Raw genomic sequence first — 15,990 nt, 5'->3', positions numbered from 1 at the left:
AATATGTTCGGCATCGTTCAAATTGCCCTGTAACCCCTTTACCCTGGCGGCTGCAACCACACTTCCATAGTAAGGGTCTTCGCCGGCACCTTCCATTACACGTCCCCATCTGGGATCATTACTAATATCGCACATCGGCGCAAAGGTCCAATGCAAACCGGCTGCAGCAGCTTCTTTAGCAGCAATGGCTGCATCTTTTTCAATTTGTGCCACATCCCAGCTACATGCCTCAGCCAAAGGAATGGGAAAAATGGTTTTATAGCCATGAATTACATCAAAAGCAAACAACAAAGGAATACCGAGGCGACTTTGCTCTATCGCTACTTTTTGCATAGCACGGGTTTCATTGGCGCCGGTAACATTTAAGAATGAACCTACTTTACCTTGTTTCGTCATTTCAATTTTAGCCTGTTGGCCTGGATCGTTGGCCGCAGGACCTGTAAAAATGCCGCCATTTAACTGATTCAACTGGCCGGCTTTTTCTAAAGGTGTCATCCTTTTCAACAAATCATTAATCCGATCTTCAATGGGTGCTTTGGCATTTTTATACAATGGCTGTTGTGCCTGTACTATTAACGCCACAAATAGCGCCACCGTTAGTAGGGTTGTTTTTTTCATATGTGTATATTTATGGAATGATGGATAAATTTTTATACAAACAGCCGCATCAGTACAAATAGCATTTTTTAAATAAATGAAAAATAGATTTAAAATTTTCTGTAACACTTTATAAAAAGCTTTTGGCAGCTATGTCGATTGAATTAGGTTTGTGGCCTTAAAGTTACTGTGCTTTCTGTGTTTACAAACTGCAATGGGTTAATTGGATAAAATAATACCTGAATTATGCCGAAAAAGTCAACATATTATTTGAAAGATTTTCTGGATAGCAAAGTGGCGATATACAACCGTCCCGATTTTATTCCAGGCGATCCCATTTCGGTTCCACACAGATATACCCAAAAGCAGGATATAGAAATTGCAGGTTTGTTTGCCGCACTATTTTCATGGGGTAACCGAACCGCCATTATTCAAAAATCAATAACATTGATGCAATTGATGGATGATGCCCCCTATGATTTTATCTGCAACCATCAACCCGCTGATTTAAAAAAATTAATGGAATTTCAATACCGCACATTCAATACCACCGATTTATTGTATACTATTTCATTTTTACAACAGCATTACCAACAATACCAAAGTTTAGAACCTGCTTTTAGCCAATGGGGACCAACTGTTGCAGACATGTTGAATGGATTTCATCATTATTTTTTTTCGTTGGAAGATGCTCCTACCCGAACCCGAAAACACATTGCAGCACCCGAAAAAAAATCGGCCTGCAAACGGCTAAATATGTATTTACGCTGGATGGTAAGGAAAGATAATATAGGCGTTGATTTTGGCATTTGGAAAGAATTGCAGCCTGCACAACTCATTTGTCCATTAGACTTGCATGTAGCAAGGGTTGCAAAAAGACTGAACATGATACACCGCAAACAAACCGACTGGTTAACCGCAATTGAGCTAACGGATTATTTACGCAATTTAGATGCCACCGATCCGGTAAAATATGATTTTGCATTATTTGGTCTGGGTATTATTGAAAAATATTGATGTAAATTGCCGCATTGTATGCAGGAAAGCCCACAAAATATTGTTACCCGATTTTTGCAAAACAACAGCATTGCAGTTGAGCAGCATACCCCCGCCTTTCAGCAACTGCGAGATGCCATTCAATATTTAATTGAATCTGATTTTTATGCCTTAGTGCAATTATTATACAGAATAGATGTAGATGAAAAATTATTAAGGCAAACCCTGCATGAACATCAGGAAAATGATGCTGCTGAACTGATTACCCAATTATTGATCGAACGGCAGGCTCAAAAAATTGCCTGGAGAAAAAAAATGAACCAAAATAAAAATATTAGTGAAGATGAGAAATGGTAGTTTGCAACAATGCATTGAATAAACCGGTGGCTATACAAAAACAATACACATGAAATTAATATCGTACTTACGGGATGGACAGGACCAATTGGCATTTTTAGTGCATAATTTTTTATATGATTGCGATGCAGTACATCCGGAATTACCGGGCAGTATGAATATGTTTCTGAATTACTGGGATGATATGTATCCCATTGCTCAAAAAGTAAACGATGCCTTAACACAGGGTACCATGAGTGCCAACAATGGGGTACCGTTAGAAGGCATTCACCTGCTGGCTCCGGTACCCTTCCCAACCAGTTGCAGAGATGGGTATGCTTTTCGTCAGCACGTGGCGGCTGCACGACGCAATAGAAATGTACCCATGATACCAGAGTTTGATCAGTATCCAATTTTTTATTTTACCAGTCACCACAGCATACAAGGCCCCGGCCCCATTTATTGCATGCCCGACCATTTTGAGCAATTGGATTTTGAATTAGAAGCGGCGATTGTAATTTGCAGAAATGGAAGAAATATTGCAGCAGAAGTGGCCGATGAATATATTGGCGGTTTAATGGTGATGAATGATATGAGTGCCCGCAAACTGCAAATGGAAGAAATGCTGTTGAATCTGGGCCCTGCCAAAGGAAAAGATTTTTCTACTGTAATTGGCCCTTGTTTGGTAACCTTAGATGAATTAACCGCTTTTGAAATTCCACCCAAACCGGGCCATACCGGAAAAAGCTGGAATTTAGGGATGAAATGTTGGGTGAATGACATGCAGGTAAGTGCAGGTAATTTGGGAGATATGGACTGGACCTTTGCAGAAATTATAGAACGTGCCAGCTATGGCGCCAACCTGTATGCCGGTGATGTAATTGGCTCCGGCACCGTAGGTACCGGTTGTTTCTTAGAATTGAACGGAACCGGCAAATTCAATAACCCTAATTATGAAGAACAATGGTTAAAAGAAGGGGATGTGGTTGAAATGGAAATTGAATACATAGGTAAAATCAGCAATACTATTGTAAAGGAAGAGAGCCATTTTAGTTTGTTGGCACAAAAGAAACATACAACTGCATAATTGCAATTATTAAATGAATGACCCTTACAACTACTGAAACATGTTAATACCCATCTGGGAATTATCGGGTTTAGAAAGGCAGGGTTGGTTGCAACATGCCATTGCGCCCCGCCCTATTGCATTTGCAAGTACCATAGATGCGGCCGGAAATGTAAACCTGAGTCCGTTTAGTTTTTTCAATTTATTTTCTACTAATCCCGCCATTATTATTTTTTCTCCCACCCGAAGTGTGCGGGAAAATACAATAAAACATACCTTATTAAACATACAGGAAGTACCGGAAGTAAGCATCAATATTTGTACTGAAGCCATGGTACAACAGGTTAGTTTAAGTAGTTGCAATTATCCAAAAGGGGTAGATGAATTTATGAAAGCCGGCTTCAACAAAGAAAAAGCCACTTACATACAACCGCCATTGGTAAAAGAATCGCCCATTCAAATGGAATGCAAAGTATTGGAAATAAAAAGTTTGGGCGAAGGGCCCGGTGCCGGGCAATTGGTAATAGCCGAAGTAACTTGCATGCATGTTTCTGAAAATGTTTTGAATGATGCTGGCACGATGATTGACCAACGCAAAGTGCATCACGTTGCCAGGTTAGGAGGCGATTGGTATGCCGTTATCAATGAACAAAATTTATTTACCGTTGCAAAACCCAATGCACATTTGGGTATAGGAATAGATGCTTTACCGGAAGCCATTAGAAACAGTCGTATTTTAACGGGTAACCATTTGGCACAATTGGCCAATGTAAGTAATATACCGGCTATTGATGCAGCTTTTGAAGATATGCAACTGAAACAGATTATACAATATTATGCCAATAGCCCTGCAGAAATGGAAGAAGAATTACACCGTTATGCGAAACAATGCATTGATACAAATAATATAGAAAAAGCCTGGCAAATACTGCTAACCGGAACAGATATTTGATATTCAGATAAAACCGAAAATACTATTTAAACACTTTACAACTATTTAACCAATAGCCCAAACATCTTCTTCATTCAATATGTTCGATAAAGTGTTTTGATGTAACCGTTTGGTTGCTTGGGCTGTTTCCATTACTTTCTGAACAATAGCAAAAGTATCATGCATAAGTGTAAGCTGCTGTTGCGGTAATCCATTCAGCCATGCCTGAACATTTTCGACAAAATGCTCATCTATTTTTTCAATAATAGGCACATTAAAATGTTGAAGTGCTGCAGCATTACACAACTGCTCATATTGCCCTCTAATGGGCAAACACAGCAGGCGTTTACCTAAGTATAAGGTTTCGGCAGGTGTTTCAAAACCGGCGCCTGTAATTACGCCATGTGATTGTAACATGCTTTTAGTAAATAACGCATTATCAATTGGAATAAAAGTAATATTGCCTTTCTGTTCCCTTTGTTTTACCATTTTTGAAAACACTTCAAACCGAACATCAGATAGTTGACTGAGCGCATTAGCTACCACCGCATCGCTATAATGGGAAAGATATACGGTAATATGGCCCTTATCTTCTGAAAAACCTTTTAAAATTTCACTCTTAATGATCGGCGGATAAATAAAATGATCGTATGGTTGAAAATGCAAACCCACATAACCGGTTGCTGGAGCATATTTTTTTAAAACCATTTCACCGGCAAAACTCCGTTTTGCAGGCCGTGGTGTATGGGATGAGATAAAAGCTGCCTGATGACCAAAATTAACACTGGGTATATTTTTGAGATAGCAACTGAATGCGGTAATGCTTTCAAAATCGTTCAACACTATGTCGTAATCTTCTAACGGTAAGGCCTTTGCTTCTTTATAAGCCCTGACGGGCGAACAGTACTGCAACATTTTAAAATAATCCAATCCACCTTTATTTCCATAAAACAAACTCATCCCTTTACTGGTGAATTTTACGGGCAAGTTGGCCTTTAAATGACTATTACTGCCACTTAAAAACACATCTACCTGCCCATATTGTTGCAAATAAGGCAATAACTCCATTGCTCTGCTAATATGGCCGTTTCCTGTAGCTTGTATGGCGTAAAATATTTTCATTTTTTATACTGAAATTTTAAAAGGGTTTTGAAAAAGCTATTTGTCCGGGTACAGTGTGAAAAGATTGCGATACGGAATGAACAAATAAGGCAATTTCATCGGTAACCACATCCGGACTTGCCACTTTTTTATTCATATCAACCACTTTAGCACTTTCAAATGCTTTATCATCATATGTATACATGTGCCAGGCATTGTTATAAAATTCCAATGCAGTTAAATGTTCTACCCAATCGCCGCTGTTTAAATAGGTAACTTTTCCATTCTCATTTTCAACCACTCGCATTTGAGGTTCATGAATATGCCCGCAAATCACATATTCGTATTTTTTTTCAATAGCAATTTCAGCAGCGGTTTGTTCAAAATTGTTGATTTTAATAACAGCTTTATTTACCCTATTCATGACCGATTTAGAAAGGCTCATTTTTTCGCGGCCCATCATCTGCAAAAAATGATTGAGTAACCGATTGAAGCGGATGAGTAAGTTATACCCATGACTGCCCCATTTGGCCAATAATTTTGCACTGCCTTTGGTGGTATTATCAAACACATCGCCATGAAAAATCCAGCAGAGATGGCCATTAATTTCCATCACCATTTTATCTGCCAGCTGAATATTGCCCACATCAAAATGGGTGTAACGGCGCAATGCTTCATCATGATTGCCGGTAATGTAAATAACCCTGGTGCCTTTGGTAGCCAAACTTAAAATTTCTTTTATTACCTGCATGTGGGTGAGTGGGAAAAAACGTTTCCGAAATTGCCAAACATCAATAATATCGCCATTCAGAATTAAGATTTGGGGCGAAATACTTTTCAGGTAATTAACCAGCTCCTGAGCATGGCAGCCGGTGGTACCCAGGTGCAAATCACTCATCACAACAACATCTACAGGTCTTCTGTTCATATCAATTGGTTTACCAAAATTCAAACAGTAGTATTACCTGAATATGAATAGAATATGAATTTATTGTTACTTTAATTTAATTTAAGGTTACTTAACCCGCTTTTTTTGATGTTGGAAGATTTGCTTTTTAACGCCGTTTTTGTTGCTACAAAATGAAGTAAAGCATTGATTTGGTATATCTTTGCCACTTAAATGCATGAATATGAAAATGTGGCGGCGTAAAATATTTTTAGGACTTTTTTTCATACTAGCCAACACTGCAACTGCTGTAGCCCAGTGCTCTATTTGTACCAAAACCGCCGAGCAATTAGGAGAAGGGCCGGCAAAAGGTTTAAATGCGGGCATTTTATATTTAGCAGCAACGCCTTTTTTAATTATTGGTTATATAGGTTACCGTTGGTTTCAATCTGAGAAAGAAAAAGAAAAGTTGGATGCTCAAAATAGGGAGCAGAGCCAACTATAGTATTACTTTTTAAATTGCCGGTGCGTTCCATCGCAAAAAGGCGGATTTTTAGTATGCTTACAATTACACAGCCATACTTCACCATCTTCCTCAGCGATAAATTTTAACGATTTAAAGGGCATTCCTTCAATGGTTTTGTGATGCCCATCGCAAAAAGGATTTTTTTGACTTAGGCCGCAGGTACACCAGGCATAGGTTTTACCTTTCTCAACAGTTATGGCAGTTGGTTCTGCTTTAAAAACATTTGGTTCGTGCATGGAAATAATTTAATTTAAAATACATTCATATGCAAAGATATATCCCCCAATGCTGAGTTTGATATCTCATTGAACTGATAATTTTGTCTTTAAGGCAATTTAATTTCGTATATCTCAGATTGCAGAACACCTGAAATATCTGACCATACATGATCCTTTCCTCCAATAAAATTGGTCTGCCCATCCAATGGATACATGGCATAAAGCATTCTACCTGAACCACTGTAGGAAGTATTAGCACCAATTCCTGCTAATAAGTAACCTGGATCAGTAGTTTGAGTTAAGGTTTGCAAATGTTGTACATTAAATGTCGAAGTTATTTTTTGTTGAATATCTAATGGGCCAACATATATTAAATTATTATTAATTGATAAAGTAAAAGTTTGTAAAACGGCAGGAGTAGCTGTGATATGATCTTTCCCAGTAGACTCTGTAAAATGAATGGGTGCCCCACCATCAGAAATACCGTTTTCGACTAACATATTACCTCCAGAAGGATTTTGCCAGGTTAATAATGCCCCACCAGATAAAACTGTATAACCTGATGGAGCATAACTTATACCATGAGGATGTTGTGCTACTGCAGTTGATGTAGTATTAATTGAAAAATAGGGTAACAATACATTTCTATCTAAAGGATAATATGCACGAGATTTCAAACTATAAAGATAAAATTTAACACCAATAGCATACACCCACAAACGATGATTATAAAATTGAATGTGATCTTTTGATGCTGCATTATAAAAATAAAATGAATTATCATTAACCGGATAAGCAGCTGTCAATAATGCATTAACATTTGAACTATTATTACTCAAATCCGAAACTCTGGCACCACCACCAATTAAAATGTAATCTGAATCTACATATGTAGTAGCACTATTGATATGCCCATCAACATAATCACCCCAAATATTTACCACCATTTTAACAGAAGGATAAAATACTCCTCCATTATCGGTAATACCTGATGAAGAATTAACTGTATTTGAACTAATAAGAACCCTTGTGGGTGAATAAGGCAGATGTGACATTGTGCCTAATTTTATTGCAGGAATTGAATCTTTAATAGAAGAGTTGTTAGCAACTTGTTTTAATCCCATATCTTTATTGCAGCTTCCTAAAAAAAAGAGAATTGCAAAAAATGGAAAAATAAATAAATTTTTCATAGTATTTTGGATTTGTTTCATTAAAACTAAAAAATTGTATTTAAAAATCAAAAAAATGTTTAAATATCTTAAACAGTCGTTTGCCAGAAAAAAAGCCAGAAGGGTATTTCAGGAATATGGTACGAAAATAGACCATTTTGAAACCAAAGATTTTGGTGATATTGCTTTTGCAAATTGGCTAAACCCATTAATGCGAAAAAAGGTGGTTACAAATGAAGAAATCCATTTTTTTAAACACTACATACCAGAAGGCTGTTTGGCAATAGATATTGGTGCAAATATTGGAGATTTAACTGTTGCGATGGGTATAGCGGCAGGTAAATCAGGGAAAGTTTTAGCCTTTGAGGCTAATCCAATTGTTTTTAGAATTTTAAAGGAAAACAGCTCCATTAATTTAGAGAAATCAAATATTATACCCTATAATCTGGCCATCACTGAAAAAGAAGAGCTTTTTTATTATGCTTCGTCGGAAGCGTCCATGAGCAATGGGGGACTCATTAAAGAATTATCAGACAATCATCATGGCAAATTCAAATTAAATCATCCAATTCAAGGGGTTCAACTGACACAATTTTTGGAAGAGAACTATGCACAGGAAATTTTGAAATTAAAATTCATAAAAATTGATATTGAAGGATTTGACTTTTATGTATTGCAAACTATTTCTGAGTTGATAGGAAAATATCGACCAACTATAATAATGGAGGTTTTTTATGATTTGGAAACAGAAGTAAGAAATAACATATTTCAATTTTTAAAGCAATTTAATTACTCACTTTACAATATCAAAAGCTTCGAAAATGATTTTAAAGTACAACCAATACCTATTCAATCTGAAAAAGAAATGCCACAAAAGGGAATTTCAGAAAATTTATTGGCCATAATGAAATAAATATTATTAAGCTGGAAATTTTAGCAAGTACAATTCTTCCAATTTTTTTGTAATAACATTAGGTTCAATGTTTTTCATGCATGCGCAGAAAATTTGTCCTTTACATAAATTACATTCAGTTTCACTATAAAAAGTATAAGCATGTTGGCCAATAGGCTGCCATCTGCCAGGATGTATGGGTCTGATAGAAGGAAAAATTCCTAAAGCATTTATTCCTAAAGCAGCAGCTAAATGGATTGGACCAGTTCCGCTTGCAACTAATCCATCACAGATAGAAATAAAAGATACAAACTCATTCAAACTTAATTTGCCACACATATTGATGACCAAATCATCAATTTCGTTAAATAATATTTCAAGCTTTCGTTCCTCCTGTTTGGTTCCTGTAATAAAAACTTTAAACTTGTTTTTATCCAATAATTTAGCTAATTCTATATAATGCTCTAAAGGCCATTCTTTTCCGTTTCCCTGTGATTTTGGATGAAAAATCACATTGAACTTATTTTTATTAATTTTTTTAAGTATATTTTCAGGTAAAGCTTGTGAAGCACCAAATCCATAGGAGGAATATATTTCCGGGAATGAAAATTGTTGATGAATGGATAAAAAACTTAAAAGTTTTAAATTCAATTGCGCTTCATGTAAATCAGATTTTTTTCTGCTTAATCGAATTAACTTATTACAAAATAGCCAATGATAAAATCTATTTGTAGTTCCTATTCTCTGAGGAATTGCCAAAAAGTATGCTCGTTTCGCTAAAATAGGACTGGGTAACACATGAATGATTGCTTCAATTCGTTTTCCGCAAATACTCACACTTTGATTTAAAAAATCATTTACATCTATAAACTCATCCACATATACGCAATTTTCAATAATATCTTTAGTATAGGCTCTTCCTAAAAACCCAATAAGTATATCAGGAAAATATTTTTTTATAATACCTGCCATTGGTAAGGTCAAAACTACGTCTCCAATATTATCCGTTCTACTTATCAAAATAGTCTTAGGCATTTTCAAAATATTTAATTTAAGTTGTTTATAAAATCTCCTCTACCCACTGATACAAATTAAATCCGGGGTGTTGTATGCTTTTGGTTAATTGCTCCTTCAATTGGCTGCGCCGTATGCCTTTCATACATTTTTGCTGCAACAAGCGGTAGGCTTTATCGGCCATTAGCCACAATTTTCTTTCCGGTGTTTGTAATATAGAACTATGTGCGTTAATAGATGTAATCAATTCAGCAATGCCTGTACCGTTGGTTGCAATGGTACTGATAACAGGTGTTTTCCAACTACTATCGGTTTGTACAGGAGTTAACATGTGTTGTAAATTTTTTACAAACAAAGCTGCTCCGGGCCTGTCGGCTTTATTCACCACAAAAATATCGGCAATCTCCATCAGTCCCGCCTTCATGGTTTGTATTTCATCACCGGCCTCGGGTACCAATACCACCACCGTTGTATTAGCCAAACCGGCAATTTCAATTTCACTTTGGCCTACACCTACTGTTTCAATGATAACATCATCAAAACCCGCTTCTTTTAAAACATCGGTCATTTCTAATATTTTAGGATGTAACCCGCCTAAATTACCACGGCTGGCCAATGAACGAATATACACCTGTGGATGTGCATACCATTGGTTCATGCGTATTCTATCGCCCAGTAATGCCCCCAAATGAAAGGGGGAAGATGGATCAACACACAATACAGCCACTTTTCTTTCCAATTCAAGCAATGCCCCAATTAACGCATCCGTTAATGTACTTTTACCGGCACCGGGTGGCCCTGTAATACCAATTACTCTGGCATTGTGCTGCAATTGCAGCGATTGCATAAAACTTAAATAGCCGGGTGTTTCATTTTCAATCAAACTTAATGCCCGTGCCAGTGCTTTTATATCACCGCTTTGAATATCTTTCCGTAAATTTTCCCACATAGAACCCTGTTGATGTGCGTAAAATTACTGTATACCTGTATTGATATGTTTAAAAAAACAACAAATCGCAATTTTTTATGGCAACAGCCCACCATACATTGGCTGCTTACAGGGTTATTTGTACTCATGCTATTGGGCTTGTTATTCAGCAGGGCATTGCTCTCTATAAGCATGGCAGTGTGGTTCATTACTATCATAGCTTTTCAATTACAACATCCATTTCCCAAAGAAAAACATCCATTATTGTATTGGTCGATAATGCCATTGGGCTTGTTTGTAGTAGGAGCCTGGCAACTTCCTTTTCAAAAAGATACTTATGATTTTTTGTTAAACTTATGTACCTATCCCATTGCTTTTTTTGCTGTACGCTTGTTATATGCTTCTATTGATGGCAATAAAATAATTCGTATTTGGATTGTTGTTGCATTTTTGAGTAGTATTTACCCATTGAGTTGGTATGTCACACATTTTCAGGAGGCAGTTATCAAATACGGCAGCGGACAATCCATGCCGGTTTGGATGGATCATGATCATATTCGTTACAGTATTTTTTTATGCAGTGCTTTTGCTTTGCTTTTATTTCATTATCCTTTTTCAAATAAATTCCGCTTACCTGTTGTAGTGGCTACATTTTTATTGATTGTTTTTTTATCGGTAAGAACCGCCTGGGTAATACTGGCCATTATGCTACTGTTTATTCCATTTTTAAAAACAATACCTTACCGTAAATGGTTAACCATTGGTATCATAGCAATAGCCTGTTGCAGTTATTTTATTTTTCCTACAGTACAAAAAAAAATAGCTTATACCCTATACGACTGGCAACAATTTAAGCCTGCTGTTTTTAACAGCAACTATTCTGATGGTGCCCGGCGTAATTTAAATGATATAGCTGTTGAGGCCATACAACATAAATCCTATAACGTTGGATGGGCAGGTGTTGCACCAACCATGCAGCAATATGGAAAAAAATATTTTCCGCAACAACCCATGCAGTTTGGATGGCCTTTTAACCAATGGCTATTCTGGTTATTGGGCAGCGGCTGGATTGGAATGTTGCTGTGGAGTACTTGGCTTTTATACCCAATACTATGGGGCATACAACAGCAGCAATTCGGCATAACGGCATGGACTATAGCCATATCTGCATCCTGTTTGGTAGAAAGCAACTTAAATTTTCAATTCGGTGTTTTTTTACATGCATGGCCTTTGGCTATGATGGCCTTGTACCCTGCTCAGGATAACAAACGGTAATTCCTAAAATCAAAGGGGCGAATACCGGTTAATTTTTCAAAATGATACAGTAATTTATCTTTTAAAGAAAACCGTTTTTTAGTAATATCTAAATTGATTTGCCAGTTTTTAGCTGCAATACGTTGTTGCATTACAGCCGGATGTGTGCCGGTAAATTTTTCAATCGAATCATACTCCTCAAAATTATACACCTGTTGTGGTGAGTTGGCAATGGCCTGAATAGAGGCATGATTCCAATATGCAGCCATATTTTTATTTTTACGCATCATTTGTTCGGGGCTTTTTACCCAACCATAATGATATACATAAGCATTGGCAGGCTTTACCCATAATTTCTCGGTACCAATTCTAAAACCCTGCGCATCTTTGTAGGCAGTAATTCTTTTATCGTTGCGTATAATGCGTACTTCATGATCGTACCAGGTGCGGCTATCACCCACATAATCATAAGTTCCATAAAAATGCAGATATTGAAACAATAAACCTTCTACTTTAATATTGTATTGATGTTCTTTGCAGGCTGCCAAAATAGCTGCATGGTATTTTTCGTGCACACATTCATCGGCCTGAATATAAAATGCCCAGGTGCTTTCCGGATCAATTAGTTGAAATGCTTTATTGGTTTCAACTGCCAACACAGTTCCGCCGGCACGTAGCGTTTTATCCCAAACAGAATGATGAATTTTGATTTTAGGATCCCGGATAGATTCAATCAAGCTTAAAGTATCATCTTCACAATCGCCCACTAAAACAACCATTTCATCTACCACCGATAAAATGGAAGTAATGGCCTCAACAATAGGATAATCATTGATAATAGCATTTTTAATGATGGTAAACCCGGATATTTTCATAAATACATGCAAATTGAAATGAATAAAATGATACCATAACACAACGGCTTTTCAATTGATACCGGTGATGACAGATTCAGAATTGGTTACAAAGAACCGAAAAAAATCATTAATCATTACTTTGACAAATGAGTGTGTCTATCAATTATTTTCTCAATTTTACAAAATGACCAATTTTATTCCCATTTTCCCTTTAAACATAGTTGTTTATCCGGATGAAATACTGCATTTAAAAATTTTTGAACCGCGTTACAAACAACTGATAACAGAATGTTATGCAGACAATAAACCATTTGGTATACCCGTTGTAGCTAATAACAAAATTACCGACTTTGGTACCTTGGTTGAAATAAAAGAAATAGTTACCATACATGCGGATGGCAAAATGGATATTGTAACAAAAGGGATTGCAGTATTTAAAATTTTAGAAATCATACAACAAATACCCGACAAATTGTATAGTGGCGCCATAGTTACTTATCCAACCAACCAAATTAGGCCAATGTACACCTATTTAAAACCCGTACTCAGCAATATTCGTGAACTATTTAAACAATTACAGGTAACCAAAGATTTTAAAAAGAAAGAAGAAGAACTACTGAGTTATGATGTTGCCCATCATGTTGGGCTTACACAGGAGCAGGAAATAACTTTACTCTGCCTGTTTAAAGAATTGGAACGTATTGAATTTTTACGCAGGCATTTATTGCAAATTTTACCTTTGGTACAGGGCATGGAATTATTAAAAGAAAAAATAAAATTAAACGGTCATTTTAAAGAACTGAAAGGATTTAATTTTTAACCACTAAACCCATTACATATGTCGGTTACACTGTGCTTAGATTTTGGCAATACCCGTTTAAAAGGCGCTATTTTTATAAATGATACTTTAACAACTGTTGTTCCATTAGCCGATGACAGTGTACCAACGATACTGCATTTACTGGATACTTATCAGCCTTCACATAGCATTTTATCCTCAGTTATTCAACACGATGAAGCAATAATTGATTTACTAACAAAAAAAACAAGCTTTCATTTATTAAATCATCAAAGTAAATTACCCATTACCACCCCTATAGGCAAACCTGCTACCATTGGTTCCGATAGGCTGGCTATTTGCAGTGCAGCCGTTCATTTATTTCCACAACAACACAATTTAGCAATAGGCTTGGGTACCTGTGTTACTTATAATTATATTAACCCGTTCAATGCGTTTTTAGGTGGCGCCATTTCACCTGGTATGCACATGCGCTTTAAAGCCATGCATGAACAAACAGCCAAATTACCGTTAGTACAAGCCGACAGCAATTTCCCGTTGATTGGGTATGATACCAGAACCAATTTATTAAGTGGCGTACTGATGGGTTTGGCAAAAGAAATTGATGGTATGATTGATGCTTACAGCGAAAAATTTTCTAATTTAAAAGTGAGCATGACCGGTGGAGATATGAATTTTTTTAAAAGCTATTTAAAAAATCCGGTGTATACCGATGAAGATTTGTTATTTAAAGGTTTATTATACATCAATCGTTTAAATAATCCTTAGATATGGGCATCAAATTGTAATTTTGCCATTCATTTATGCAGGAGGCGCACTATGTTTTACATCAAAAAATGGTTTACTATTTTATTCATTAGCTCATTGGCCATTTCCTGCGAAAATGATATTCATGAAGTAGAAAATTTAGGAAAAAAAAAGTTAGGGGTTGAAGAAGGTACGGGTATTGTAAGCCAGTTTAGCCAGGCAGGCCGCATTAAAGCTGTTTTAAAAGCCCCCTACATGTTGCGCTATCAATATGATACTGTAAAAATTGAATTTCCCCGAACACTACATGTAGATTTTTATGATAGCACCGCAAAAATTGACAGTCGTTTATTTGCCCGATTTGGTTCTTATCTGGAAAATGAAAACAAAGTGTTGTTGCGTGATAGTGTAATTGTTTTTAACATTAAAGGCGATACCTTGTTTACCAATGAATTGTTTTGGGATCAGTTAAAAGGAACCTATTATACTGATAAACCGGTAATTATCAGTCAAACCAACCCCATTCGTCAAAAATTATACGGTACAGGTTTTTCTTCCAATCAGGATCTTACCAATATAAAAGTGTACAAAGTAGGTTATGGCAATGCCGGGCAAAGCAGTTTTTTAAATGTACCGGATAGTTCTTTATAATTAAAGATTCAATCACCATAAAAACGTAATATATGGAATACAGAAAAATGGGCCGCACCGGCTTACAATTAAGTGTTTTAAGCTTTGGCAGTTGGGTTACTTTTCACAAACAAATTAATGATGGTATTGCCGATGAGCTAATGGGTGTTGCTTACGACAATGGTATTAATTTCTTTGACAATGCAGAAGCCTATGCATTGGGCGAAAGTGAAAAAATGATGGGTAGGGTATTAAAAAATAAAGGATGGGACAGAACATCTTACATCCTATCATCCAAAGCATTTTTTGGATGGCGTGGTAAAAACAACAAACCCAACCAAACCGGTTTAAGCAGAAAACATTTAACCGAAGCCTGCCATGAAGCATTACACCGCCTGCAAACAGATTATCTCGATTTATATTTCTGTCACCGCCCCGATAAAACTACTCCTATTGAAGAGGTAGTATTAACCATGAATACACTCATTAACCAGGGCAAAATTTTATACTGGGGTACCAGTGAATGGAGTGGGGTTGAAATTATGGAATCCCATCGAATAGCACGTGATTATCGCCTCATTGGCCCTTCCATGGAGCAACCTCAGTATAATTTATTTGAAAGAAATAAATTAGAAAACGAATATCTTGAAATCTTTAAAAATGTAGGTTTGGGTACTACTATCTGGAGCCCATTGGCTGCAGGCTTATTAACCGGTAAATACAACAATGGCATACCCGAAGGCAGCCGCTTAAGCATTGAAGGTTTTGAATGGTTAAAAGACCGATTAATGGTTACTGAAAAAATAGAAAGAGTAAAGCAACTCACCGCATTTGCAGGAGAATTGGGCGTTTCTGTAGCTGCACTAAGTATAGCATGGACCATAAAAAACCCGCATGTAACTACGGCTATTTTAGGTGCCACCAAAACCGAACAATTAACCAGTAATTTAAAAGCATTGGATGTGTTGCCTCTATTAACCACTGAGGTAATGGCAAAAATTGATGGCATTATGCAAACCAAACCTGTTCTCCCTGAATTTTAA

The 15,990-nt window shown here is 36.6% G+C and carries 19 protein-coding genes; 11 read left to right on the top strand and 8 right to left on the bottom strand.

Annotation, left to right across the window (positions count from 1 at the left end):
• Window positions 1-618 (bottom strand): glycoside hydrolase family 3 N-terminal domain-containing protein (locus A0F92_RS00315; RefSeq protein WP_317038883.1); only part of this gene is annotated, 618 nt, incomplete at its 3' end.
• A 225-nt stretch (window positions 619-843) separates the two neighbouring features.
• Here A0F92_RS00315 and A0F92_RS00310 point away from each other — a divergent pair.
• The 4 genes from A0F92_RS00310 to A0F92_RS00295 are packed head-to-tail and all read left to right on the top strand — an operon-like array spanning window position 844 to window position 3,947.
• On the top strand, window positions 844-1,614 hold the full coding sequence (locus tag A0F92_RS00310; RefSeq protein ID WP_068240463.1) for a TIGR02757 family protein: 771 nt from the start codon (window positions 844-846) through the stop codon (window positions 1,612-1,614).
• An 18-nt stretch (window positions 1,615-1,632) separates the two neighbouring features.
• On the top strand, window positions 1,633-1,950 hold the full coding sequence (locus A0F92_RS00305) for a hypothetical protein (protein WP_068240460.1): 318 nt from the start codon (window positions 1,633-1,635) through the stop codon (window positions 1,948-1,950).
• A 49-nt stretch (window positions 1,951-1,999) separates the two neighbouring features.
• Window positions 2,000-3,016 carry a fumarylacetoacetate hydrolase family protein gene (locus A0F92_RS00300; protein ID WP_068240457.1) on the top strand — a complete coding sequence of 339 codons (1,017 nt, stop codon included), beginning with the start codon at window positions 2,000-2,002 and terminating at the stop codon, window positions 3,014-3,016.
• Window positions 3,017-3,056: 40 nt separating this feature from the next.
• On the top strand, window positions 3,057-3,947 hold the full coding sequence (locus A0F92_RS00295; RefSeq protein ID WP_068240455.1) for a flavin reductase family protein: 891 nt from the start codon (window positions 3,057-3,059) through the stop codon (window positions 3,945-3,947).
• Window positions 3,948-3,992: 45 nt separating this feature from the next.
• Here A0F92_RS00295 and A0F92_RS00290 read toward each other — a convergent pair whose 3' ends face one another.
• Both A0F92_RS00290 and A0F92_RS00285 read right to left on the bottom strand, forming a co-directional pair.
• Window positions 3,993-5,048, bottom strand: a complete 1,056-nt coding sequence (locus A0F92_RS00290) for a glycosyltransferase family protein (RefSeq protein ID WP_068240453.1) — start codon at window positions 5,046-5,048, stop codon at window positions 3,993-3,995.
• 16 nt (window positions 5,049-5,064) lie between these two features.
• A complete protein-coding gene (locus A0F92_RS00285; protein ID WP_068240451.1) occupies window positions 5,065-5,955 on the bottom strand; it encodes a UDP-2,3-diacylglucosamine diphosphatase in 891 nt (296 codons plus the stop codon).
• A 202-nt stretch (window positions 5,956-6,157) separates the two neighbouring features.
• On the opposite strand from A0F92_RS00285, the gene A0F92_RS00280 reads away from it, so the two are divergent.
• Window positions 6,158-6,418, top strand: coding sequence for a hypothetical protein (locus A0F92_RS00280; protein WP_253809978.1), 261 nt, complete (start codon window positions 6,158-6,160; stop codon window positions 6,416-6,418).
• Window positions 6,419-6,420: 2 nt separating this feature from the next.
• On the opposite strand, the gene A0F92_RS00275 is transcribed toward A0F92_RS00280, so the two are convergent.
• Entirely contained in the window at window positions 6,421-6,675 is a 255-nt protein-coding gene (locus tag A0F92_RS00275; RefSeq protein ID WP_068240447.1) for a CDGSH iron-sulfur domain-containing protein, read from the bottom strand.
• An 89-nt stretch (window positions 6,676-6,764) separates the two neighbouring features.
• Complete coding sequence (locus A0F92_RS00270) at window positions 6,765-7,712, bottom strand: hypothetical protein (RefSeq protein WP_167516651.1); 948 nt, start codon at window positions 7,710-7,712, stop codon at window positions 6,765-6,767.
• Between the two features lies 1 nt (window position 7,713).
• Between A0F92_RS00270 and A0F92_RS00265 the strand changes: the two genes are divergently transcribed.
• Entirely contained in the window at window positions 7,714-8,739 is a 1,026-nt protein-coding gene (locus tag A0F92_RS00265; RefSeq protein ID WP_167516650.1) for an FkbM family methyltransferase, read from the top strand.
• A gap of 6 nt (window positions 8,740-8,745) precedes the next feature.
• On the opposite strand, the gene A0F92_RS00260 is transcribed toward A0F92_RS00265, so the two are convergent.
• Complete coding sequence (locus A0F92_RS00260) at window positions 8,746-9,753, bottom strand: glycosyltransferase family 9 protein (RefSeq protein WP_253809976.1); 1,008 nt, start codon at window positions 9,751-9,753, stop codon at window positions 8,746-8,748.
• A gap of 25 nt (window positions 9,754-9,778) precedes the next feature.
• On the bottom strand, window positions 9,779-10,681 hold the full coding sequence (gene meaB, locus A0F92_RS00255; protein ID WP_068240436.1) for a methylmalonyl Co-A mutase-associated GTPase MeaB: 903 nt from the start codon (window positions 10,679-10,681) through the stop codon (window positions 9,779-9,781).
• Window positions 10,682-10,726: 45 nt separating this feature from the next.
• Between meaB and A0F92_RS00250 the strand changes: the two genes are divergently transcribed.
• A complete protein-coding gene (locus A0F92_RS00250) occupies window positions 10,727-11,935 on the top strand; it encodes an O-antigen ligase family protein (protein ID WP_167516649.1) in 1,209 nt (402 codons plus the stop codon).
• Here A0F92_RS00250 and A0F92_RS00245 read toward each other — a convergent pair.
• Window positions 11,917-12,789 carry a glycosyltransferase family protein gene (locus A0F92_RS00245; protein WP_068240432.1) on the bottom strand — a complete coding sequence of 291 codons (873 nt, stop codon included), beginning with the start codon at window positions 12,787-12,789 and terminating at the stop codon, window positions 11,917-11,919. The genes A0F92_RS00250 and A0F92_RS00245 overlap by 19 nt on opposite strands.
• 166 nt (window positions 12,790-12,955) lie before the next feature.
• Between A0F92_RS00245 and A0F92_RS00240 the strand changes: the two genes are divergently transcribed.
• The 4 genes from A0F92_RS00240 to A0F92_RS00225 are packed head-to-tail and all read left to right on the top strand — an operon-like array spanning window position 12,956 to window position 15,990.
• Window positions 12,956-13,591: an LON peptidase substrate-binding domain-containing protein gene (locus tag A0F92_RS00240; protein WP_068240429.1), complete on the top strand. Its 636-nt coding sequence runs from the start codon at window positions 12,956-12,958 to the stop codon at window positions 13,589-13,591.
• Between the two features lie 18 nt (window positions 13,592-13,609).
• Window positions 13,610-14,338 carry a type III pantothenate kinase gene (locus tag A0F92_RS00235; RefSeq protein ID WP_068240427.1) on the top strand — a complete coding sequence of 243 codons (729 nt, stop codon included), beginning with the start codon at window positions 13,610-13,612 and terminating at the stop codon, window positions 14,336-14,338.
• A gap of 51 nt (window positions 14,339-14,389) precedes the next feature.
• Window positions 14,390-14,968, top strand: a complete 579-nt coding sequence (lptC, locus tag A0F92_RS00230; protein ID WP_068240425.1) for an LPS export ABC transporter periplasmic protein LptC — start codon at window positions 14,390-14,392, stop codon at window positions 14,966-14,968.
• A gap of 32 nt (window positions 14,969-15,000) precedes the next feature.
• Complete coding sequence (locus A0F92_RS00225; RefSeq protein ID WP_068240423.1) at window positions 15,001-15,990, top strand: potassium channel beta subunit family protein; 990 nt, start codon at window positions 15,001-15,003, stop codon at window positions 15,988-15,990.

Origin of the sequence: Hydrotalea flava (assembly GCF_001623405.1) — a bacterium.
Taxonomy (GTDB): domain Bacteria; phylum Bacteroidota; class Bacteroidia; order Chitinophagales; family Chitinophagaceae; genus Hydrotalea; species Hydrotalea flava.
This window is presented reverse-complemented; position numbering and strand designations above follow the sequence as displayed.

Excerpts from the sequence above, each read along its gene's own strand:
- A0F92_RS00310 (WP_068240463.1), top strand. The coding sequence starts at position 844 with ATGCCGAAAAAGTCAACATATTATTTGAAAGATTTTCTGGATAGCAAA.
- A0F92_RS00305 (WP_068240460.1), top strand. The coding sequence starts at position 1,633 with ATGCAGGAAAGCCCACAAAATATTGTTACCCGATTTTTGCAAAACAAC.
- A0F92_RS00300 (WP_068240457.1), top strand. The coding sequence starts at position 2,000 with ATGAAATTAATATCGTACTTACGGGATGGACAGGACCAATTGGCATTT.
- A0F92_RS00295 (WP_068240455.1), top strand. The coding sequence starts at position 3,057 with ATGTTAATACCCATCTGGGAATTATCGGGTTTAGAAAGGCAGGGTTGG.
- A0F92_RS00290 (WP_068240453.1), bottom strand. The coding sequence starts at position 5,048 with ATGAAAATATTTTACGCCATACAAGCTACAGGAAACGGCCATATTAGC.
- A0F92_RS00285 (WP_068240451.1), bottom strand. The coding sequence starts at position 5,955 with ATGAACAGAAGACCTGTAGATGTTGTTGTGATGAGTGATTTGCACCTG.
- A0F92_RS00280 (WP_253809978.1), top strand. The coding sequence starts at position 6,158 with ATGAAAATGTGGCGGCGTAAAATATTTTTAGGACTTTTTTTCATACTA.
- A0F92_RS00275 (WP_068240447.1), bottom strand. The coding sequence starts at position 6,675 with ATGCACGAACCAAATGTTTTTAAAGCAGAACCAACTGCCATAACTGTT.
- A0F92_RS00270 (WP_167516651.1), bottom strand. The coding sequence starts at position 7,712 with ATGTCACATCTGCCTTATTCACCCACAAGGGTTCTTATTAGTTCAAAT.
- A0F92_RS00260 (WP_253809976.1), bottom strand. The coding sequence starts at position 9,753 with ATGCCTAAGACTATTTTGATAAGTAGAACGGATAATATTGGAGACGTA.
- meaB (WP_068240436.1), bottom strand. The coding sequence starts at position 10,681 with ATGTGGGAAAATTTACGGAAAGATATTCAAAGCGGTGATATAAAAGCA.
- A0F92_RS00250 (WP_167516649.1), top strand. The coding sequence starts at position 10,727 with ATGTTTAAAAAAACAACAAATCGCAATTTTTTATGGCAACAGCCCACC.
- A0F92_RS00245 (WP_068240432.1), bottom strand. The coding sequence starts at position 12,789 with ATGAAAATATCCGGGTTTACCATCATTAAAAATGCTATTATCAATGAT.
- A0F92_RS00240 (WP_068240429.1), top strand. The coding sequence starts at position 12,956 with ATGACCAATTTTATTCCCATTTTCCCTTTAAACATAGTTGTTTATCCG.
- A0F92_RS00235 (WP_068240427.1), top strand. The coding sequence starts at position 13,610 with ATGTCGGTTACACTGTGCTTAGATTTTGGCAATACCCGTTTAAAAGGC.
- lptC (WP_068240425.1), top strand. The coding sequence starts at position 14,390 with ATGTTTTACATCAAAAAATGGTTTACTATTTTATTCATTAGCTCATTG.
- A0F92_RS00225 (WP_068240423.1), top strand. The coding sequence starts at position 15,001 with ATGGAATACAGAAAAATGGGCCGCACCGGCTTACAATTAAGTGTTTTA.